Source organism: Luteibacter sp. P1_D3, from assembly GCF_056406135.1.
Window position 1 is genome coordinate 21,318 of the sequence record NZ_JBFUAT010000038.1, and the last position, 20,463, is coordinate 41,780.

A 20,463-nucleotide genomic window follows, 5' to 3' on the forward strand; every position below is an offset into this window, starting at 1 on the left:
CGCTTCGATTCGCGAGAGAAACCATGCCCAAGCGCACAGACATCAAGACCATCCTCGTCATCGGTGCCGGCCCGATCGTCATCGGCCAGGCCTGCGAGTTCGACTACTCCGGCGCCCAGGCCTGCAAGGCGCTGAAGGAAGAGGGTTACCGCGTCGTCCTGGTCAATTCCAACCCGGCGACGATCATGACCGACCCGGAGACGGCGCACGCCGTCTACATCGAGCCGATCAACTGGCAGACGGTCGAGCGCATCATCGCCAAGGAGCGCCCGGACGCGGTGCTGCCGACGATGGGCGGCCAGACCGGCCTCAACTGCGCGCTCGACCTCGCCGACAACGGCGTGCTCGAGAAGTACAACGTCGAGCTGATCGGCGCGTCGCGCGAAGCCATCCGCATGGCCGAAGACCGCAACCTGTTCCGCCACGCCATGGCCGACATCGGCCTGGACTGCCCGAAGGCGGAAGTGGCGCGATCGATGGAGCAGGCGCTGGAAATCCAGACCACCGTCGGCTTCCCGACCATCATCCGTCCCAGCTTCACGCTCGGCGGTTCCGGTGGCGGCATCGCTTACAACAAGGAAGAGTTCATCGAGATCGTCGGCCGCGGCCTCGAGCTCTCGCCCGTGCACGAAGTGCTGGTCGAGGAGTCGGTGCTGGGCTGGAAGGAATTCGAGATGGAAGTGGTCCGCGACAAGGCGGACAACTGCATCATCGTCTGCTCGATCGAGAACTTCGATCCGATGGGCGTGCACACCGGCGATTCGATCACCGTCGCGCCGGCGCAGACGCTGACCGACAAGGAATACCAGCGCCTGCGTAACGCGTCCATCGCGGTGCTGCGCAAGATCGGTGTCGATACCGGCGGCTCCAACGTGCAGTTCGGCATCAATGCTGAAGACGGCCGTGTGGTCGTCATCGAAATGAACCCGCGCGTGTCGCGTTCGTCGGCGCTGGCCTCCAAGGCCACCGGCTTCCCGATCGCCAAGGTCGCCGCCAAGCTCGCCGTCGGCTACACGCTGGACGAACTGCGCAACGACATCACCGGTGGCCTCACGCCGGCGTCGTTCGAGCCGTCCATCGACTACGTCGTCACCAAGATCCCGCGCTTCGCCTTCGAGAAGTTCCCGGCCGCCGACGCCCGCCTGACCACCCAGATGAAGTCGGTGGGCGAGGTGATGGCGATGGGCCGCACCTTCCACGAGTCGCTACAGAAAGCCCTGCGCGGCCTGGAAATCGGCAAGACCGGCCTCAACCCGACCGGCCTGGACATCGGTAGCGAGGAAGGCTTCCTGACGCTCAAGCGCGAACTGCGCGAGCCGCGTCCGGATCGCGTCTTCCACGTCGCCGACGCCTTCCGTGCCGGCCTCTCGCTGGAAGAAGTGCACGACCTCACGCGTATCGATCCGTGGTTCCTCGCCGCGTTCGAAGACATCGTGATGACCGAAGGCGAAATGCAGCGCCAGGGTCTCACCGCCCTGAACGCCGAGCGCATGCGTGAGCTCAAGCGCATGGGCTTCTCGGACGCGCGCATGGCCGAGCTGGTCGGCACCGATGAAGGCGCGCTGCGTCACCTGCGCCGCACGCTCGGCGTCCGTCCGGTGTACAAGCGCGTCGATTCCTGCGCCGCCGAATTCGCCACCACCACCGCGTACATGTATTCCACGTACGAGGAAGAGTGCGAAGCGAACCCGACCAACCGCGACAAGATCATCGTCCTCGGCGGTGGCCCGAACCGGATCGGCCAGGGCATCGAGTTCGACTACTGCTGCGTGCACGCGGCGCTCGCCCTGCGCGAGGATGGTTTCGAAACCATCATGGTCAACTGCAACCCGGAAACCGTCTCGACGGACTACGACACCTCCGACCGCCTGTACTTCGAGCCGCTGACGCTCGAAGACGTGCTCGAGATCGTCGATCTGGAGAAGCCGAAGGGCGTCATCGTGCAGTACGGCGGCCAGACCCCGCTGAAGCTGGCGCGTGCGCTCGAAGCCGCCGGCGTGCCGGTGATCGGCACCAACGCCGAGTCGATCGACCTGGCTGAAGACCGTGAGCGCTTCCAGCACCTGATTACCAAGCTCGACCTCAAGCAGCCGCCAAACCGCACCGCGCGCAACGCGGACGAAGCGCTGGCCCTGGCCCGCGAGATCGGCTACCCGCTGGTCGTGCGTCCGAGCTACGTGCTCGGTGGCCGCGCCATGGAAATCGTCTACGCCGACGCCGACCTCTCGCGCTACATCCGCGATGCCGTGCAGGTCTCCAATGATTCCCCGGTGCTGCTCGACCGCTTCCTCGACCACGCGGTGGAAGTGGACGTGGACATCGTCGCCGATGCGGACGGCAACGTCCTGGTTGGCGGCATCATGGAGCACATCGAAGAGGCCGGCGTGCACTCGGGCGATTCGTCGTGCTCGCTGCCCCCGTACTCGCTCTCGCAGGAAGTGCAGGACGAAATGCGCCGCCAGGTCACCCTGCTGGCGCGTGAGCTGAAGGTCATCGGCCTGATGAACACGCAGTTCGCCATCCAGGGCGACGACGTCTTCATCCTCGAAGTGAACCCGCGCGCCTCGCGTACGGTGCCCTTCGTCTGCAAGGCCACGGGCATGTCGCTGGCGAAGATCGCCGCGCGCGCCATGGCCGGACGCACGCTGGTCGAGCAGGGCACGACGAAGGAGATCATCCCGTCGTACTACTCGGTCAAGGAAGCGATCTTCCCGTTCCTGAAGTTCCAGAACGTCGACCCGATTCTCGGCCCCGAGATGAAGTCCACCGGCGAAGTGATGGGCGTGGGCCGCACCTTCGGTGCCGCCTTCGCACGTGGCCACGAAGCCGCGGGTATCAAGGCGCCGCCCAAGGGCAAGGTGTTCATGTCGGTGCGCGATGCCGACAAGGATCGCCTGCTGCCGATCGCGAAGGACGTCGCCGATCGTGGCTACGTCGTGGTTGCGACCTCGGGCACGGCGAAGTTCCTGCAGGACAACGGTGTGCCGTGCGAGCGCATCAACAAGGTGCTCGAAGGCCGTCCGCACATCGTCGACCTGATCAAGAACGGCGAAGTGGTCTATATCGTCAACACGACGGAAGGCAAGCAGGCCATCTCCGATTCGTTCTCGATCCGCCGTGAAGCGCTGCAGCAGCGCGTCACGTATTCCACGACGGTCGCAGGCGCGCGTGCCCTGGTGCATTCGCTCGACTTCCACGCCAACGGTGAAGTGAACAGCCTGCAGGACCTGCACAAGGAGCTGAATGTATGAGCAGCCGTCCTCCGATGACCCAGAAGGGCGCCGATCGCCTGCGTGGGGAGCTGGAACACATGAAGGGCCCGAAGCGCCAGGCGATCATCGCCGCGGTCGCCGAGGCGCGTGCGCATGGTGACCTGAAAGAGAACGCCGAATACCACGCCGCCCGCGAGGAACACGGCTTCAACGAAGGTCGCATCGCGGAGCTGGAAGCCGCGCTGTCGAACTCGGAGATCATCGACACCGAGCGCCTGAACGTCGCCAGTGGCCGCATCGTGTTCGGCGCCATCGTCGACCTGATCGACGTGGACACCGACACCGCGGTGACCTACCAGATCGTCGGCGACGTCGAGGCCGACATCAAGAAGGGCCTGATCGCCGTCTCCTCGCCGATCGCTCGTGCGCTCATCGGCAAGAGCGAAGGCGACGAGTTCGACTTCACCGCCCCGAACGGCGTGAAAACGTATTCGATCGAAAAGGTTCGCTACGTCTGATCGGTCGCCGCAAAGCGACGAGAAAAACGCCCCTCACGGGGCGTTTTTTTTGCTGTCTTTGGTAGGAGCCGATTCATCGGCGATCCCGCGGCAGCGGGCCAGGTTATCGCGAGCACCCAATCGCCGCTGAAGCGGCTCCCACAGGGAGTATCGCCGATGAATCGGCTCCTACCGGGCGATGGCTTGCAGGATGCGCTCGAGCTTGTCGGGGTTGCGCTGGACGTGGATCTGCGTGATGTGGTCGCCGTCGATGACGTAGGTCTGCACGGATTCGAGGGCGCCGTTGAGGTAGCGCAGCAACGACGTTTCGCCGTTGATCGTGGCGATCTGCAGGCGCAGGCCGTATTTGTAGCGCAGGTTCGCCGCATAGAAGAGCTGGGCGATGCGCTGACCGCCGAGCATCGGCTTCGGGAAGCTGGTGACCTTGCCGCCGCCGTCGCCCATCAGTACGGCGTCGGTGGCCAGCATCGAGCGGATGGCGGAGAAATCGCCGGCGGACAGCGCGCTGGCGAAGCGATGCATGAGCCGCCGGTGGGCGTCCGGCGTGACCGACTGGCGGGGGCGTTCGTCGCGAATCTGGTCCTTGGCGCGGTGGACGAGCTGGCGGCAGGCCGCCTCCGTCTTGCCCAGGGTCTGCGCGATCTCCGGATAGTCGGCATCGAGCACCTCACGCAGGAGGAAGGCGGCGCGCGCTTCCGGGGTGAGGCGTTCGAGCAGGAGAAGAAAGGCGACCGACACGTCGCTGGAGAGCTCCTGCAGGGATTCGGGAGAGGCGGCCTCCTCGGTCAGGACCGGCTCGGGCAGCCAGATGCCCGTGTAGTGCTCCCGGCGCGCCTTGGCCGCCCGCAGGCGGTCGATCGCACGCCGGGTGGTCGTGGTGACCAGCCAGGCCTCGGCATTGTCGATCGCGGCCTGGTTGGCGTCATTCCAGGTGATCCAGACGTCCTGCACGACATCCTCGGACTCGGAAACCGAGCCGAGCATCCGATAGGCAATGCCGTGCAGGCGCGGGCGGAGCGCGGTGAAGGTGGCAGTTGCGTCGTTCATGGACACTAAGACGTAGCTCCCCTGGTCTGTGTGACAAGGGTACGTCAGTGGAACGGCGCCGAATTGGCGAACCTGTCTTAATTGACGGGCGTAAGCACCGGCGCGTTCTGGTTCTTCAGCAGGAACACCACGAACTTCGCCGGCTTGGTCTTGCTGGCGTTGCGACCCACTGTGTGGATGTCGTTCGGGCCCTCGTAGAAGGTGTCGCCCGGCTTGAGCACCTGTTCCTTCTGGCCTTTCACACCCATGATGATCGATCCCTCGAGCACATAGACGATGGCGTGCGCGTCGTGGCGGTGCACGGGATCGACGGCGCCAGGCGGGTAGTCGACGGTGATGGTGAGGATCTCCTTGCCGGGGAAGTCGGGCAGGGCCTTGGTCATGTTTTCGGCGACCGTGGCGTGCGGCGCACTGGCATCGCCATGGGCCGTCGCGTCATGGGCCGTCGCGTCGTGAGCGATAGCGTTGCCGGAAATCAATGCCCAAAGCAGGGCGAGCATGGTGAGGCGTTTCATCGGAGGTTCCTCGCGGGGCAGGGAGGGCGAGGCGGTGTACGTCTCGCCCGGGAAAGCGGGACTCAGGAGAGGTTGGCTTTTTCCAGGCCATACGCCTTGTCGGAAATGCCCGGCTCGACGTGGAAGGCGACGTTGACGCGGTTCCAGGCGTTGATGGCCATGACGGAGAACGTCAGATCGGAGATTTCCTTCTCGGACAGCTGCGTGCGGACACGCTCGTAGAGCTCATCGGCAACGCCGTGCGCGGGAATCTGCGTCAGCACTTCCGCCCAGGCCAGGCAGGCGCGTTCGCGCGGCGTGAACAGGTTCGACTCGCGCCAGATGGCGACGTGATGCAGGCGCAATGCACGCTCGCCATGGATCGTCGCGTGCTTGACGTGCATGTCCACGCAGAAAGCGCAGCCGTTGATCTGCGAGACGCGCAGCTGGACGAGATCGCGGATGGAATCTTCAATCGACGAGTGATTGAGGGTCATCGTGAACTCGAGGAACTTCTTGAACAGATCCGGGGACTGCTTCTGATAGTCGACGCGCATGTCATTGCCTCGTTAGCGTTGGGGAAGGGAGTGCGAGGCGAAGGTTAGGCGCGCCCGATCGGTGCCGGTAGATCCGGATACGGGACCACGGTGTTGCGTCGCGGGCACCAATGTAGGAGCCGATGCATCGGCCCCTAAAAAAAATCGTTGCGCTTGTCACAACGACCCTGCTTGCCGCGTCTGTTGGATATGGACGAACGAAACGACTCATTCGACGTGGTGTGGCCCGGACTGTTGGCCTTGCTGGATGACTTGCCTACGGAAGCACGTGTCGCCTTCCTGCTCAGCCAGGTATTCGACATGCGCGTGGATGACGTGGCAGCGCTGTTGCGCAGCGACGCTGCCCATTGCCGGGAGCTTGTCGAGCGAGCGCGCGAGCAGATCCATGCTGTCCGCCACGAGAAGAAAGCACGCGGAGGAGCACTATGACTATCAACCACCCTGAAACCGCCGCTGCCGAACCGGTCGACGCGCTGGCCTCGAGTTTTTCCGCTAGTTACGCCGGTGTTATCGCCTTCATCGCTGTCGTGAACGAAGGCAGCTTTGCCAGGGCGGCGGACCGTCTCGGCATTGGTCGATCGGCGGTTAGCCGCAGCGTGCAGAAGCTGGAGGGGCAGGTGGGTGCACGGCTGTTCATCCGCACCACGCGCAGCAATGCGTTGACGCGCGAAGGCGAAATCTTCTTCGAGAACTGCAAGCCCGGCGTCGAACGCATCACGCGGGCGCTGGCCGACATGCAGGACCTCCGCGAGGGACCGCCCCGTGGCCAGCTGCGTATCAGCTCGGCGGTCGGTTTCGGTCGCAAGGTGGTGGCGCCCCTGCTCAACGGTTTTCGTGACCTCTATCCGGAGATCGCGGTGGACCTCCTGCTCGACGATCACACCGCCGATTTCACGACGGACCAGATCGACGTGTCGTTCCGTAACGGGCGCCTGGAAGATAGCCAGGTGATCGCGCGGCAGCTCATCCCGATGCAGATGGTCGTCTGCGCCTCACCTGCCTACGTGGCCGTCCACGGCTTGCCGACTAGCACGGCCGAACTGGCTGACCACCAATGCCTCAACTTCCGGCTGGCGTCGGGTCGTATCCACGAGTGGGAGTTTAAGGTCGACGGCCGCCTGCAGAAGGTGATGCCGAAGGCCATGCTCACCTTCAACGACACCGACCTCCTGCTGGAGGCTGCGCTAGACGGCCGTGGCGTGGTCCAGCTCGCCGGCTACCAGGTATGCGAACACCTTCGGACCGGGCGTCTGCTGTCGTGCCTTCCGCAATACGCGCCGGACGACCGGGGGCACTACATCTGTTACCTCAGCCGGCAACAGTTGCCGACGCGCATTCGCGTCTTCATCGATTACATGATTGCCCGGGTACGTGCGCTGGACCTGCAATGCGTGAGCAGTCTTTCGATCGCGGCGGTGCTCGGCAACCTGCTCGCCGGCGCCATCTGACGATTGGTGCCTCACGGGCAACACCGTAGTCCTGCTCAAGGTTCTACCGGCCGCCTAGCCGCGAGCCTACTGTTTCCCCACTCCCGCCCGATCCTTTCCGGACCGCGGCGCCCCCTTGTTCGACCAGGAGACACCTCATGAAAATTCTCGTCATCGGCGGCTCAGGCCTCATCGGTAGCAAGGTCGTCACCCGCCTGCGCGCACTCGGTCACGAAGCGATCTCGGCCTCGCCCTCGTCGGGCGTCAACACCATGACCGGCGAAGGGCTGGATGCGGCGGTCGCCGGCGTCGACACCGTTCTGGACCTTTCCAACTCCCCGTCGTTCGCGGACAAGGACGTGCTCGATTTCTTCGAGACCACGGGCCGCAACATCGCGGCGGCGGAAGTGAAAGCGGGCGTCAAGCACCATGTCGCGCTCTCGGTGGTCGGTACCGATCGTCTGCCGGACAGCGGTTATCTGCGYGCGAAGGTCGTACAGGAAACGCTGATTCGTGAATCCGGCGTGCCCTACACGATCGTGCGATCGACACAGTTCTTCGAGTTCCTCAACGGTATCGTCCAGGCCAGCGCCAAGGGCGAGTCCGTGCACCTGTCCACCGGCAACATGCAGCCGATCGCGTCGGAAGATGTCGCCGACGCCATGACCGCTGCGACGCTTGCTGCGCCGGTCAACGGCATCATCGAAATCGGTGGTCCGGACAAGATTCGCATGGCCGATCTCGTGCAGCGCTTCCTCACCGCGATCAAGGATCCGCGCCAGACGATTCCCGATCCGAAGGCGTTGTATTTCGGCACCGTGCTGGAAACCGACTCGCTGGTTCCCGGTCCGGGCGCCAAGCTCGGCAAGATCGACTTCGTCACCTGGTTCAAACAATCCGATGTCGCCACGGCCTGACCGCATCCTCTGATGAAGCCGACACGTCCTCCCGCGTCCTTTCTCGATCGCTACACCGGGGCCGATTTCGCACCGTTGTACACCGCCACGGTGCATGTGACGGGCGGGGAGGCGGCGCACGGCCGTGCGTCGGGCATCGCCCGATCCGCGGACGGCACGCTCGATCTGCAGCTGCGCATGCCTGCCGAGTTGGGCGGCCCCGGTGGCGGCACGAATCCCGAGGAGCTGTTTGCCGCGGGGTTCGCCGCATGCTTCCACGGTGCACTTAGCCTGCTTGCGGCGCGTGCGGGTGTGTCGATGACCGACGCGCAGGTCACGGCATCGGTGACCTTCGGCCGCGATCCCATGGATGGCTTGTTCACCCTTGTTGCCGGTGTTCGCATCGCGCTCCCCGGTGTCGACCGCGCAGTCGCCGAGGCACTGGTGCGCAACACCGAACGCATCTGTCYCTACGCAAAGATGGCCCGCCAGGGCATCGAATGTATCGTTTCCCTAGAGCTATGAACGAAAGTCGTCTTCCCCCCTGGGCGCGCGAGCGCCTGCAACATTTCATCGACACGCACATCGGACGCCGTCTCGCCATCGCCGAACTGGCATCCTCGATCGGTTACAGCGAGTCGTACTTCTTCCGCACGTTCAAGGCGACCTTCGGCAGCACGCCGCACGCCTATGTCCTGATGCGTCGCCTCGAACTGGCGTGCGAGCTGATGCTTGCCACCGACGACGCCCTCAGTGACATCGCGGTTCGCTGCGGACTGGCCGACCAGGCCCACTTCACCCGCCGCTTTCGCCGCGCCTTCGATTCGCCGCCCGGCGAATGGCGCCGCCGGGAACGACTAAGACCAACGTAGGGTGGCGCCAGCCGAAAACCTGCCTAAGATGCGATCCGGGTAGTACCACTCATCGGCAGGGGATAAAACGCATGGCAGGGAACGAGACGGCCGGCTTGCTGGCACGGGAACGTACGATTGCGGGACCGGGGTTCAATCGCTGGCTAGTACCACCCGCCGCCCTCGCCATCCACCTGTGCATCGGCATGGCCTACGGCTTCTCGGTGTTCTGGATCCCGATGACCAAGCTGGTCCCGGGCGCGGATGCCGCGGTCTGCGCGAGCCAGGGTTTCCTCGACCAGCTCACGACCACCACCTGTAACTGGACCGTGCCCTCGGTCAACCACATCTTCGAAACCTTCATTGCGATGCTCGGCCTGGCCGCGGCGCTGTGGGGCGGCTGGCTGGAACACGCCGGTCCTCGCAAGGCGGGCTTCATCGCCGCCAGCTGCTGGGGTGGCGGCCTGGTGCTGGGCGGGATCGGTGTCTCGATCCACCAGCTTTGGCTGGTTTACCTCGGCTGCGGATTATTGGGTGGTGTGGGGCAGGGGCTGGGCTACATCACGCCCGTGTCGACCCTGATCAAATGGTTTCCCGACCGCCGTGGCCTGGCCACGGGCTTCGCCATCATGGGTTACGGCGGCGGCGCGATGATCGGTGCACCGATCGCGGTGAAGCTCATGGACGTGTTCAAGAACGGCGAGATTGCCGGCGTATCGACCACGCTCATCGTCATGGGCGTGATCTACTTCGTGGCGATGTCGCTGGGTGCGTTCGGCTTTCGCGTCACACCCAATGGCTGGAAGCCCGCGGGTTACCAGCCGGCGGTCGCCGGTGCGACCAACAAGCGGACGATGATCAGCCACGGCCATGTGCATCTGAACCAGGCCTGGAAGACCCCGCAGTTCTGGTTGATCTGGGGCGTGCTGTGCATGAATGTGACCGCGGGTATCGGCGTGTTGTCGATGGCCAGCCCGATGTTGCAGGACGTGTTCGGCGCCGGCTTGCTGGGCGTCGACCCGGGGACGGCACTCACCGCTGCCCAGAAGACCGCGATCGCCGCGGCGGCGGCAGGCCTGGTCGGCCTGATCAGCCTGTTCAATTCGGCGGGTCGCCTGGCCTGGGCCTCGGCGTCGGATTACCTCGGTCGCAAAGTCACTTACATCATCTTCTTCGTCCTCGGCATCATCCTGTATTGCCTGCTGCCGACGCTCSGCCACCTCGGCGCGGCGGCGCTCTTCGTGATCACAGTCTGCGTGATCCTGTCGATGTACGGCGGTGGGTTCGCCACGGTGCCGGCCTATCTGGCGGACATGTTCGGCACGCAGATGGTCGGTGCGATTCACGGTCGTCTGCTCACCGCCTGGTCGGTGGCTGGCGTGATCGGCCCGGTCCTGATTGCCGGCATCCGTGAGGCGCAGCTGGGCGCTGGCGTGGCCAAGAACCTCGTCTACGACCGTACTCTGTACATCCTCGCCGGCTTGCTGCTGATCGGCCTGATCTGCAACCTGCTGGTCCGCCCGGTCGACCCGAAGCACCACATGACCGAGGAGGAGCTGAAGCGCGAGCGCGCGCTGCAGCACGAGGTCCAGGCCACGGACGCAAGCGTCGCTGCCGCGGCAAGGGGGCCCTTCGGCGTGGTTGGCGTGCTGGCCTGGCTCGCAGTGGGTATCCCGTTCCTGATCGGGGTGTGGATCGCCTTGCAGAAGGCGGCGGCTCTGTTATAACGGGCCTCGGGGTGAATCGGGACGAGCGTTCAATGGAACATACGCCAGGAGTGTCGAAGGGGAGTCTGGTGTGTGTGGGCGTCGGCATGACGCTCGGCTCGCACCTCACGCCTATTTCGAAAAGCGAAATTGAACGCGCGGACGTCGTATTCGCCGGGGTGTCCGACGCGCTGGTTGAAATGTGGCTGCGCGAAATGCATGCCGACGTGCGCAGCCTCCAGCCCTACTACGCCGAGGGCAAATCACGTCGTCGGACGTACGAGCAAATGGTCGAGGCGATCCTCACCGAGGTGCGTGCCGGCAAGCGTGTCTGCGGCGTTTTTTACGGCCATCCGGGCATCTTCGCGCTGGCACCGCATCGCTCCATCGAGATCGCGCGCGCCGAAGGCTACGACGCACGCATGGAGCCCGGCGTCTCCTCCGAGGACTGCCTCTACGCGGATCTCGGCATCGACCCCGGGCTGCTCGGTTGCCAGCACTTCGAGGCGACGCAGTTCCTGTTGCACAAGCGGAATGTCGATCCGTCGGCCTGGTTGTTCCTCTGGCAGGTCGGTCATGTAGGCGACCTCTCCCTGGGCAAACGCAGCACGGGTGAGCCGTATCGCCAGGTCCTCGTCGACGTGCTCGCCCGGCACTACCCGCTGGACCATCCGGTCATTATCTACAGCGTGCCGACCCTGCCGATCGAGGCACCGTCCATCCGGCGCATTCGCCTGGCCGATCTTCCGGCGACACCTGTCACCACATCGGACACCGTGGCGCTGGCTCCGGCGCAGGCGATGGTCCCCGACGCCGACATCCGCAGCCGCCTGGAATCGCTGATGCGATCCGAGGCGGCATAAGCCCTTTGGCTGGCTTTACACGAGCGGGCTGTCTGGCGGTATCATCGCCGCGCGAGCGACCTCGTGGGGAGGAGACGCCGTCAAAGCCGGCAAGCCCGGTGCTCAGGGGATGAGGTATGGGGAACGTTGTAGAGTTTCTGGCCCGTGTCGGACAGGATGCCGCCTTGCGTCACGCATCGGCCGAGCAGATGTCCGCCGAGCTGGAAGCCGCCGGCATCTCACCGGAACTGAGCGCTGAGATCCATGCCGGCAACGCCGGTGGCCTTCGTTTGCTCCTCGGGCAGGGCGTGTTTTTCGCCGCACTGATGCCGGACGGTCCGGATGAGGACCGCGAAGAAGAAGACGATCGTCAGGACGACGAAGAGGATGAGGAAGGCGAAGATAAGCTTTCTCTGTCTTCTGAGTCGCACACGCGTCTCTGATTCGATGAGGCGGGCATGCCGCCAACTGCGATGGGTATTGGCGATCGGTCTCCTTGTCGCCAGTGGTCTCGTGGCCGGCGCAGCAGCTTCGCCCCAGGACGGAGCGACTGCCGCGGCCGAGGCTATCGACTTGGCCGATACCATCAAGCTGAAGGACTTCCCGCGTTTCAGCGAGATGCTGTCGAAGCTGGATGCCAACGATGCCTCGCTCGCCGACAGCTCGCGCTGGAAGCTTCGTTTCCTGCTTGGGTGGCGCGCGGTCTACCTTGGCAATTTCGAGGGTGGCCGAGCCATTCTCGATGACGTTGCAGACAACGCACCGAACAACCTGCTGCGGTTCCGTGCCCTTGCCACGCTGGTGAATCTCCTGGGCGAAGGGCATCGTTACCAGCTGGCCTTCGTTCGCCTCAGTCAGCTGCAGGACATGATGCCGTCCATCAGGGACGCGAATGCGCGCTTCCAGGGCTTGGGTGAGGCATCGCAGCTGCTCAGTGCCGCGGGACAATACGATCAGGCCGAGGCCTACGCCAGGTTGATGATCGACGAGCCGCCGCCGGGGGAGACCATCTGCAAGGGCGCGGAGCACCTGTTGCGTGCACAGCGCGACGCCAAGAAGATCGGCGCGCTCGATCCCTTGTTCGCTCGCGCGATCGATGTCTGCATGGCTAGCGGCGACAAGTTATTCGGGCAGATCATGCGCGGCGACATGGCCTGGATCTTCCTCGCGCAGGGGCGGCCGGAAGATGCGGTCGCTTTGCTGACCGAGTATGGCGACGCGATGCGTCAACTCAATTACGCCACGCTTTCATCGGAAACGGACGGTACGCTTGCGTTGGCTTATTTCCGCTTGGGCAAGATGGCCGAAGCACGCCGTTACGCCAATTCGGCGATCGCGAATTCGGTGAAGGGCGAGTACACCGAGGCCCTTATCGAGGCCTACGAAGTGCTCTATCGCGTGGAGAAGCAGGCCGGGAATGCCGCGGCAGCGCTCGCCTACCATGAGCAGTACATGGCGGCGGACAAGGCGTATCTGACCGATGTCGGAGCCCGCGGACTGGCGTTCCAGGTGGTCGACCAACAGGTGGCCGCCAAGAAGGCCGAAGTCCAGTCGCTCAACAAGCAGAACGAAATCCTGCGCCTGAGTGGTGCGCTCGATCGCAAGGACGTCGAGACCAGTCGTCTTTACATCATCATTCTCGCTGCCAGTCTTGCGGCTATCGTCTGGCTGGTTCTCTGGCTGCGCCGCTCGCAGATGCGTTTCATGAAGCTGGCGCGTCGTGATGGTCTGACGGGCATCTGCAATCGCGAACACTTCGTCGAGCAGGCCGATCGCGTGCTTGCCTACGGTGCGCGTTCCGATCGCGGGCTGTGCCTGATCCTGTTCGACCTGGATCACTTCAAGAACGTCAACGATAGCTATGGCCACGCCGTGGGCGACGAAGTGCTCAAGCGTGCCGTCGACGTTTGTCACCGCGCCCTGCATGCCTGCGATGTTTTCGGTCGGCTCGGTGGCGAAGAATTCGCGATCCTGTTGCCCGATTGCAGTCCCGCCCAGGCGCGTGCGCGTGCGGAGCAGCTGCGATTGTCGATCTCGGCGACTGCCGCTACGCAGGCGCGTCCCGAACTGGCGGTCACCGCGAGCTTCGGCGTCTCGTCCACGCTGCAGTGTGGTTTCGAACTGCATCGCCTGCTCGTGGTGGCGGATGCGGCGCTTTATCGTGCGAAGCGGGCAGGGCGCAATTGCGTCTTCATGGGTGATACGGGCGATATCCCGGACTCGCCATACCTGACCGAGGCGCGCGGCTGATCAGCCCCTACATTGGCGTGACGCATAAAAAAAGGCCGCTTTCGCGGCCTTTCTTTTTACCCGTCGCAGCTAGCTATTAGCGCTGACGAGCCTTGAAACGGGGGTTGCTCTTGCAGATCACGAACACTTTGCCGCGACGGCGAACGACTTTGCAGTCACGGTGACGCGACTTCGCGGACTTCAAAGAGGAAAGCACCTTCACGGCTAGCTCCTGAAACTTTAAGGACAAGGAAAAACGGAATTGTAGCGATCCGGTCGCTGTTACGCAAGCGCAGGGAAAGATTGACCTTTCAGGCAAGGCCAAGCGCGGTACGTGCCTCGCGCACCGTGCGCAGGAAGCTTTCCAGCACGGGGGAGGTATTGTCCACGCGACTGGCCACCGCGAGCAAGAGAAAGGCTTCCGGATCGTCCACCGGCACGAAGGCGACGCCGTCCAGATGCACCGACTGCAACGATCCCGGAACCAGTGCCAGGCCCAGGCCTGCGGCGACCAGGGGCAGCAGGGAAGGGATCTGCTGGGCTTCCTGGCGCACATTGGGGCGGAACTTGGCCTTGTTCGCCAGCAGCATCAGGCGGTCGATCAGGGTCGCTGCGTGGGCCCGGGGTGGGGCCACGAAACGCTCGTGGGCCAGTTCCTCCATGCGCAGGGATTCGCGTCTGGCGAAACGGTGGCCGGTGGGCAGGGCGATGACCAGGGGTTCGTGGTCGATCACCTCGACATTGAGCTGACGGGCATTGGCCACGCCCTCGGGGTGGGCCCGGAGCAGGCCGACGTCGATCTGTCCGCTGAGGATGGCGTCGTACTGGGCGCCGGTCAGCATCTCGCCCAGGTGCAGGCTGACGCCGGGTGCCGCTTGTGTGAAGCGCAGCAAGGTTTCCGGCAGCGCGCGGTGAAATGATACGGAGACGGCATAGGCCAGCCTCAGCTGGCCGGTGAACCCGGCGGCCGCCTCGGTCACCACGGTTCGTGCGCTTTCCGCGCGCGCCAGGATGGCCTTGGCCTCGCTGAGGAACAGCCGGCCCGGCTCGGTCAGGGCGACACGGCGACGGTTGCGGTCGAACAGGCGCACACCGAGATCCGCCTCGAGGGCGAGGATCTGCTGCGACAGCGGAGGCTGCGAAATATGCAGGCGCTGGGCGGCTTGGGTGAAGCTGAGGGTTTCCGCCACTTCCACGAAGTAGCGCAGCTGGCGCAGATCGAACATAGTCGATTTTCGTCTAAGTGAGTCGTGAAAGATATATTGGCGAGAATTTCCTAGGAAATCTATTATCCGTCTCGACCTACCAATCAACCCTCCCCCTGGGTCGGTAGGTCCCTCGCCCCGCATCGACGCTAAACACCGGTATCTGGCCTACCTCCCCCCCCGAGGCCCATACCGAGGCGTCCTCTGCGGGGCGACTTTATTTCTGCGACCCAGAATGCTGGCCACTCGCCGTTGTAGGAGCCGATTCATCGGCGATCCCGCGGCAGCGGGCCCGGGTGCTGCAGTCCAGCGGGCGAGGGTGCTGCGTTGCCGCGAGCACCCTTTCGCCGATAAATCGGCTCCTACCGGTTACAGCTTCGCGGTGAAGGCGCACTCGGTGCTGGCGCGTACGTGACCTTCGTCGACGCCGGGGGCCAGTTCGATGAGTTCGAGGCCGCCGGGCGTCACGTCGAACACCGCCAGGTCGGTGATGATGCGGTCGACCACGGCCTTGCCCGTGAGGGGCAGGCTGCATTCGGTGAGGATCTTCGGCGTGCCGTCTTTGGCGGTGTGTTCCATCACCACGACGACACGCTTCACGCCGGCGACGAGGTCCATCGCGCCGCCCATGCCCTTGACCATCTTGCCGGGCACCATCCAGTTGGCGATGTCGCCCTCGGCGGTGACCTGCATGGCGCCGAGGATGGAAATGTCCACGTGGCCGCCGCGGATCATCGCGAAGGAATCCGCGCTGGAGAAGTACGACGCGCCCGGCCGCGCGGTGACGGTCTGCTTGCCGGCGTTGATCAGGTCGGCGTCCACTTCCTCTTCGGTCGGGAACGGGCCGATGCCGAGCAGGCCGTTTTCGGACTGCAGCCACACGTCCACGCCGTCGGGCAGGTGGTTGGCGACCAGGGTCGGCAAGCCGATGCCCAGGTTCACGTAGTCGCCGTCGGAGAGTTCCAGCGCGGCGCGCTGCGCCATCTGTTCACGAGTCCAGGCCATGGTGTTCTCCTCAGGCGCGCACGGTGCGCTGTTCGATGCGCTTGGACGGCGCGGGATTGTGCACGATGCGATCGACGTAGATGCCCGGCGTATGGACCTGGTCCGGATCCAGCTCGCCCACTTCGACCATGATCTCGACTTCGGCGATGCAGACCTTGCCCGCCGTCGCCGCCATCGGATTGAAGTTGCGCGCGGTCTTGCGGTAGACGAGGTTGCCGGAAGGGTCGGCCTTCCAGGCCTTGACCAGGGCGACGTCAGCGACGATGGAGCGCTCCATCACGTACATGTTGCCGTCGAACTCGCGGGTTTCCTTGCCCTCGGCCACCTGGGTGCCGTAACCGGTGCGGGTGAAGAAGGCGGGGATGCCAGCGCCACCGGCGCGCAGCTTCTCGGCCAGGGTGCCCTGCGGGGTGAACTCGACCTCGAGTTCGCCGGCCAGGAACTGGCGCTCGAACTCCTTGTTCTCGCCGACGTAGGAGGAAACCATCTTGCGGATCTGACGGGTCTCCAGCAGCAGGCCGAGACCGACGCCGTCGATGCCGGCGTTGTTGGACACGGCGGTCAAGCCCTTGACCCCGGAATCGCGCAGGGCTTCGATCAGCAGCTCGGGAATACCGCAGAGGCCGAAGCCGCCCACGGCGATGATCTGTCCGTTGGCCACGAGGCCGGCCAGGGCCTCACGGGCGCTGGCGACGCGTTTGTCGCGCGAATGCGACTTCACCTGGTTCATGCGTTGTCGAGTCCATCCGGGCGGTCCCGCCGCCGGTTCGCCCGCCATCATAGCCGAGCGCCATCACGTTCCGTGGTACGTCGAAGGTTCACGCTGGTGCATGTTGCTGGGCAACAAAGCCGGATACGAACAAGAACGTGTGCCCGAATGGCGGTTTGATTGACAGGTTTCCAAAGCCCCGTCTCCCGCAATTCCCCAACCTGGAGGTTCTCGTGAGCAAGCAGAAGATTGGCGTGATCGGCATGGCCGTCATGGGTCGCAACCTGGCCTGGAATATCGAAAGCCGCGGGCACGCCGTTTCCATCTTCAACCGAAGTAAGGAAAAGACCGACGAGGTGATGTCCGAGAGCAAGGACAAGCAGCTCGTGCCGACGTACTCGCTCGAAGAGTTCGTCGACTCGCTCGAGAAACCCCGGCGCATCCTGCTGATGGTGCAGGCCGGCAAGGGCACCGACGCCGTGATCGAGCAGTTGCGCCCCTTGCTGGACAAGGGCGACATCCTCATCGATGGCGGGAATACGTACTACAAGGACACGGTGCGCCGTGGCGAGGAACTGGCGAAGGACGGCTTGCACTTCATCGGTACCGGCGTGTCCGGTGGCGAGGAGGGGGCGCTGAAGGGCCCGTCGATCATGCCCGGCGGTCCGCGCGACGCGTACGACCTGGTCGCGCCCATCCTCACCGAGATCGCCGCGAAGGCGCCGGATGGGGAGCCCTGCGTCACCTATATCGGCCCGGGCGGGGCCGGTCATTACGTGAAAATGGTGCACAACGGCATCGAATATGGCGACATGCAGCTCATCTCCGAGAGCTACGCCGTGCTCAAGCACGTGCTCGGCCTCGACAACCAGTCGCTGGCCGATGTCTACAGCGAATGGAACGAGGGTGAGCTCGATAGCTTCCTGATCGAGATCACATCGAAGATCTTTACCAAGAAAGACGACAAGAGCGACAAGATGCTTGTCGACATGATCCTCGACCGGGCTGCGCAGAAGGGCACCGGCAAATGGACCAGCCAGAGCGCGCTCGATCTCGGCGTCCCGCTCACGCTGATCACGGAGTCGGTGTTCGCCCGCGGGTTGTCCTCCCTGAAGGAGGAGCGGATGGCGGCGAGCAAGCAACTGGCCGGTCCGAAGGCCGAGAAGTTCTCAGGTGACCGCTCCGCGTTCAAGGAGTCGGTCCGTCGCGCCCTCTACATGAGCAAGCTCATCTCGTATGCCCAGGGCTTTGCCCAGCTGCGCGCGGCCTCGGACGAGAACGACTGGAAGCTGGACTACGGCGCCATCGCCAAGATTTTCCRCGCCGGTTGCATTATCCGGGCCCGCTTCCTGCAGAAAATCACCGACGCCTATAAGAACGACGGCGACGTCAAGAACCTGCTTCTCGACCCCTACTTCCGCGACATTGTGCAGAACTACCAGGGCGCGTTGCGTGAGGTGGTCGCCGAGGCGGTCCGGGTGGGCGTGCCGGTGCCCGGCTTCTCCGCCGCCATTGCCTACTACGACAGCTATCGGGCCGAGCGGCTCCCCGCCAACCTCATTCAGGCCCAGCGCGACTTCTTCGGCGCCCATACCTTCGAGCGGGTGGATGAAAAGGGCAGTTTCCACGCCGAATGGGCTGAGTAGAGCCCTGTGGGAGCCGATTCATCGGCGATCCCGCGGCAGCGGGCCAGATGATCGCGGCCTGGTTATCGCCGCTGACGCGGCTCCCATATCGCTGATGAGCGGACTTGCTTCACGGCTTGAGACGTAAGAACTAGCGCTAGGTGGGAGCCTCCCTTTAGAGTTGGCGCAATCGAGAGGGTCGCCGCGTGTGCGGCGGCCCTTTTGCGACCAACGAGGGAGTACGTTGTTTGACGCAGAGACGTAAGCTGACCGGCGCCGTGGCGCTCGCGATAGCGCTGGCCGGATGCTCGACCCTGCCTCAGCCGCGCGACGACGGGGCGTTGCAGCGCGAAGCCATGGCAGGCACCGAAAAACCCGCACCCCGGTCGGTCATCCTTCCCAGTACCAACCCGGCCACGCCGGGCGTGGCCCCGCCGGAAGTGACGACGGGCACGGGCGAGTTCGTCAAAGCGGTCGGCCTGGCGAAGCCGACGCCGGTGGCCGAAGGCGCGGGTACGGTGACCTTCAATTTCGAGAACCAGCCGGTCGAGTCGGTCGTCAAGGCGATCCTCGGCGACCTGCTGCATGAAAACTATTCGATCGTGCCGGGCGTGCAGGGCAACGTGTCCTTCTCGACCTCGCAGCCGGTGACGGCCGAGCAGGCCCTGCCGATCCTCGAGACGCTGCTGTCGTGGACCGGCAATGCGCTGGTCCACAGCAACGGTCGCTACGTGGTGATGCCGGCGAAGGATGCCGTCGCCGGCAACCTCGTGCCGAGCATCGGCGCGAACGCACCGGCCGGCGGCCTGCAGGCACGCCTGTTTCCGCTGCACTTCATCTCCGCCACGGAGATGCAGAAGCTGATCAAGCCGTTCGCGCGTGCCGACGCCGTGCTGCTCGCCGACCCCACCCGCAACGTGCTGGTGATGGCCGGCACGCCGAGTGAACTGGAAAATTACCAGCGCACCGTGGCCACCTTCGACGTGGACTGGTTGCGCGGCATGTCCGTGGGCGTGTTCAGCCTGCAACGCGCGGAGGTCAAAGACCTCACGCCGATGCTCGACAAGCTGTTCGGCGACAAGGGCAATACGCCGATGGCGGGGCTACTGCGCTTCATCCCCATCGAGCGGACCAACTCGCTGGTGGTGATCAGCCCGCAGCCGGCCTATCTGGATGAGGTACGGAGTTGGATCGATCGCATCGACCATGGCGGTGGCAACGAAGCGCAGCTCTACGTCTACGACGTGCGCAATGTGCAGGCGTCCGACCTGGCCGATTATCTCTCCGACATCTACGGCGGCGGCTCCAGCGGTGGTCGCTCGGGCGATCGTGGCGGCAAGGTCGGTCCGGGCCTGAGTTCCGGCACGCTTGGTGGCGACAGCGATTCGCGTAACGGTTCCGGCTCCGGCTTTGGCAACAGTTCGGGCACGTTCGGCAGTGGCTCCTCGTCCTCGTCGTCTGGCGGTTACCTCAATACGACCGGCGGCAACGGGATCAACGGCTCTTCGTCGTCGGGCTTCGGCAGCAGCGGTGGTTCGTCGATCGGCGRCTCGCAGAGCGGCTTCGCCGGTAGTGGATTTGGCGATGACGACAACTCGCATCGCTCGCACACGGGTGCCATCACGACCGACGAAGGCGTGCGCATCACCTCGGTGGACTCCAACAACCAGCTGATGGTCCGTTGCCGCCCGGCGCAGTGGGCGGAAATCGAGCAGGCGATCAAGCGCCTCGATGCCGTGCCGCTGCAGGTACAGATCGAAACACGCATCCTCGAAGTGGCCTTGACCGGTAATTTCCAGTTCGGTGTGCAGTGGTACCTGGAAGGCCTCGTCGGCGGTAAGAACGGGTCGGTGGGCCAGCCGGGCAACCAGCAGCAGTGGGCACTCGGCAGCGGCGGCAACGTCTACAACCCGACCACGGACAGCTTCTTCTACTCGTTCGTCAACAACAATCTGTCCGTCGCGCTGAAGGCGATGGAGACCAGTGGCAATACGAAGACGTTGTCCGCGCCGTCGCTGGTGGTGCTGAACAATCAGAAGGCGCACATCCAGGTCGGCGACCAGATTCCGATCACGCAGACCTTCGTCAACACCGGTGCGAACACGGACAACACGATCGGCCAGGTGGAATACAAGGACAC

Annotated in this window: 20 protein-coding genes; 13 read left to right on the forward strand and 7 right to left on the reverse strand. The window is 64.3% G+C overall.

Annotated features, from left to right (window positions below):
- Nucleotides 1-23 precede the first annotated feature (23 nt).
- A complete protein-coding gene (gene carB / locus AC1DYM_RS19410) occupies nucleotides 24-3,251 on the forward strand; it encodes a carbamoyl-phosphate synthase large subunit (RefSeq protein ID WP_477341120.1) in 3,228 nt (1,075 codons plus the stop codon).
- On the forward strand, nucleotides 3,248-3,730 hold the full coding sequence (greA, locus tag AC1DYM_RS19415; RefSeq protein WP_046966309.1) for a transcription elongation factor GreA: 483 nt from the start codon (nucleotides 3,248-3,250) through the stop codon (nucleotides 3,728-3,730). The genes carB and greA overlap by 4 nt, the downstream gene beginning before the upstream one ends.
- A gap of 168 nt (nucleotides 3,731-3,898) precedes the next feature.
- Here the strand turns inward: greA and AC1DYM_RS19420 are convergent, their stop codons facing one another.
- The 3 genes from AC1DYM_RS19420 to AC1DYM_RS19430 all read right to left on the reverse strand — a co-directional run bounded on the left by AC1DYM_RS19420 (nucleotide 3,899) and on the right by AC1DYM_RS19430 (nucleotide 5,828).
- Nucleotides 3,899-4,777 (reverse strand): RNA polymerase sigma-70 factor, encoded by an 879-nt coding sequence (locus AC1DYM_RS19420; RefSeq protein WP_477341122.1) that lies wholly within the window; start codon nucleotides 4,775-4,777, stop codon nucleotides 3,899-3,901.
- A gap of 77 nt (nucleotides 4,778-4,854) precedes the next feature.
- Nucleotides 4,855-5,292 carry a cupin domain-containing protein gene (locus tag AC1DYM_RS19425; RefSeq protein ID WP_477341124.1) on the reverse strand — a complete coding sequence of 146 codons (438 nt, stop codon included), beginning with the start codon at nucleotides 5,290-5,292 and terminating at the stop codon, nucleotides 4,855-4,857.
- A 62-nt stretch (nucleotides 5,293-5,354) separates the two neighbouring features.
- On the reverse strand, nucleotides 5,355-5,828 hold the full coding sequence (locus AC1DYM_RS19430; RefSeq protein ID WP_477341126.1) for a carboxymuconolactone decarboxylase family protein: 474 nt from the start codon (nucleotides 5,826-5,828) through the stop codon (nucleotides 5,355-5,357).
- Between the two features lie 171 nt (nucleotides 5,829-5,999).
- On the opposite strand from AC1DYM_RS19430, the gene AC1DYM_RS19435 reads away from it, so the two are divergent.
- The 9 genes from AC1DYM_RS19435 to AC1DYM_RS19475 all read left to right on the forward strand — a co-directional run bounded on the left by AC1DYM_RS19435 (nucleotide 6,000) and on the right by AC1DYM_RS19475 (nucleotide 13,800).
- On the forward strand, nucleotides 6,000-6,257 hold the full coding sequence (locus AC1DYM_RS19435) for a sigma factor-like helix-turn-helix DNA-binding protein (RefSeq protein WP_477341128.1): 258 nt from the start codon (nucleotides 6,000-6,002) through the stop codon (nucleotides 6,255-6,257).
- On the forward strand, nucleotides 6,254-7,276 hold the full coding sequence (locus tag AC1DYM_RS19440) for a LysR family transcriptional regulator (RefSeq protein ID WP_477341130.1): 1,023 nt from the start codon (nucleotides 6,254-6,256) through the stop codon (nucleotides 7,274-7,276). Before AC1DYM_RS19435 ends, AC1DYM_RS19440 begins: the two co-directional genes overlap by 4 nt.
- A gap of 137 nt (nucleotides 7,277-7,413) precedes the next feature.
- Nucleotides 7,414-8,172 (forward strand): SDR family oxidoreductase, encoded by a 759-nt coding sequence (locus tag AC1DYM_RS19445; RefSeq protein ID WP_477341132.1) that lies wholly within the window; start codon nucleotides 7,414-7,416, stop codon nucleotides 8,170-8,172.
- 12 nt (nucleotides 8,173-8,184) lie between these two features.
- Nucleotides 8,185-8,676, forward strand: a complete 492-nt coding sequence (locus AC1DYM_RS19450; RefSeq protein WP_477341134.1) for an Ohr family peroxiredoxin — start codon at nucleotides 8,185-8,187, stop codon at nucleotides 8,674-8,676.
- Entirely contained in the window at nucleotides 8,673-9,023 is a 351-nt protein-coding gene (locus AC1DYM_RS19455) for a helix-turn-helix domain-containing protein (protein ID WP_052767035.1), read from the forward strand. The genes AC1DYM_RS19450 and AC1DYM_RS19455 overlap by 4 nt, the downstream gene beginning before the upstream one ends.
- Nucleotides 9,024-9,094: 71 nt before the next feature.
- Entirely contained in the window at nucleotides 9,095-10,729 is a 1,635-nt protein-coding gene (locus AC1DYM_RS19460; RefSeq protein ID WP_477341136.1) for an OFA family MFS transporter, read from the forward strand.
- A gap of 32 nt (nucleotides 10,730-10,761) precedes the next feature.
- Complete coding sequence (locus AC1DYM_RS19465) at nucleotides 10,762-11,571, forward strand: SAM-dependent methyltransferase (protein WP_477341138.1); 810 nt, start codon at nucleotides 10,762-10,764, stop codon at nucleotides 11,569-11,571.
- Nucleotides 11,572-11,687: 116 nt separating this feature from the next.
- Nucleotides 11,688-11,993 (forward strand): hypothetical protein, encoded by a 306-nt coding sequence (locus AC1DYM_RS19470; RefSeq protein ID WP_477341140.1) that lies wholly within the window; start codon nucleotides 11,688-11,690, stop codon nucleotides 11,991-11,993.
- Between the two features lie 130 nt (nucleotides 11,994-12,123).
- Entirely contained in the window at nucleotides 12,124-13,800 is a 1,677-nt protein-coding gene (locus AC1DYM_RS19475; protein ID WP_477341142.1) for a GGDEF domain-containing protein, read from the forward strand.
- Between the two features lie 76 nt (nucleotides 13,801-13,876).
- Here AC1DYM_RS19475 and ykgO read toward each other — a convergent pair whose 3' ends face one another.
- From ykgO to AC1DYM_RS19495, 4 genes are all read right to left on the reverse strand, one after another.
- Complete coding sequence (ykgO, locus tag AC1DYM_RS19480; protein ID WP_029213509.1) at nucleotides 13,877-14,002, reverse strand: type B 50S ribosomal protein L36; 126 nt, start codon at nucleotides 14,000-14,002, stop codon at nucleotides 13,877-13,879.
- An 88-nt stretch (nucleotides 14,003-14,090) separates the two neighbouring features.
- Nucleotides 14,091-15,005, reverse strand: coding sequence for a LysR substrate-binding domain-containing protein (locus tag AC1DYM_RS19485; protein WP_477341144.1), 915 nt, complete (start codon nucleotides 15,003-15,005; stop codon nucleotides 14,091-14,093).
- Between the two features lie 348 nt (nucleotides 15,006-15,353).
- Complete coding sequence (locus tag AC1DYM_RS19490; protein WP_477341145.1) at nucleotides 15,354-15,989, reverse strand: CoA transferase subunit B; 636 nt, start codon at nucleotides 15,987-15,989, stop codon at nucleotides 15,354-15,356.
- A 10-nt stretch (nucleotides 15,990-15,999) separates the two neighbouring features.
- Complete coding sequence (locus AC1DYM_RS19495; protein WP_477341147.1) at nucleotides 16,000-16,719, reverse strand: CoA transferase subunit A; 720 nt, start codon at nucleotides 16,717-16,719, stop codon at nucleotides 16,000-16,002.
- Nucleotides 16,720-16,931: 212 nt separating this feature from the next.
- On the opposite strand from AC1DYM_RS19495, the gene gndA reads away from it, so the two are divergent.
- The gene (gene gndA / locus AC1DYM_RS19500) at nucleotides 16,932-18,344 is read left to right on the forward strand and encodes an NADP-dependent phosphogluconate dehydrogenase (protein ID WP_477341149.1); all 1,413 of its coding nucleotides are present in this window, start codon (nucleotides 16,932-16,934) and stop codon (nucleotides 18,342-18,344) included.
- A gap of 227 nt (nucleotides 18,345-18,571) precedes the next feature.
- A partial coding sequence (locus tag AC1DYM_RS19505; protein ID WP_477341151.1) for a secretin N-terminal domain-containing protein occupies nucleotides 18,572-20,463 on the forward strand: 1,892 nt, incomplete at its 3' end.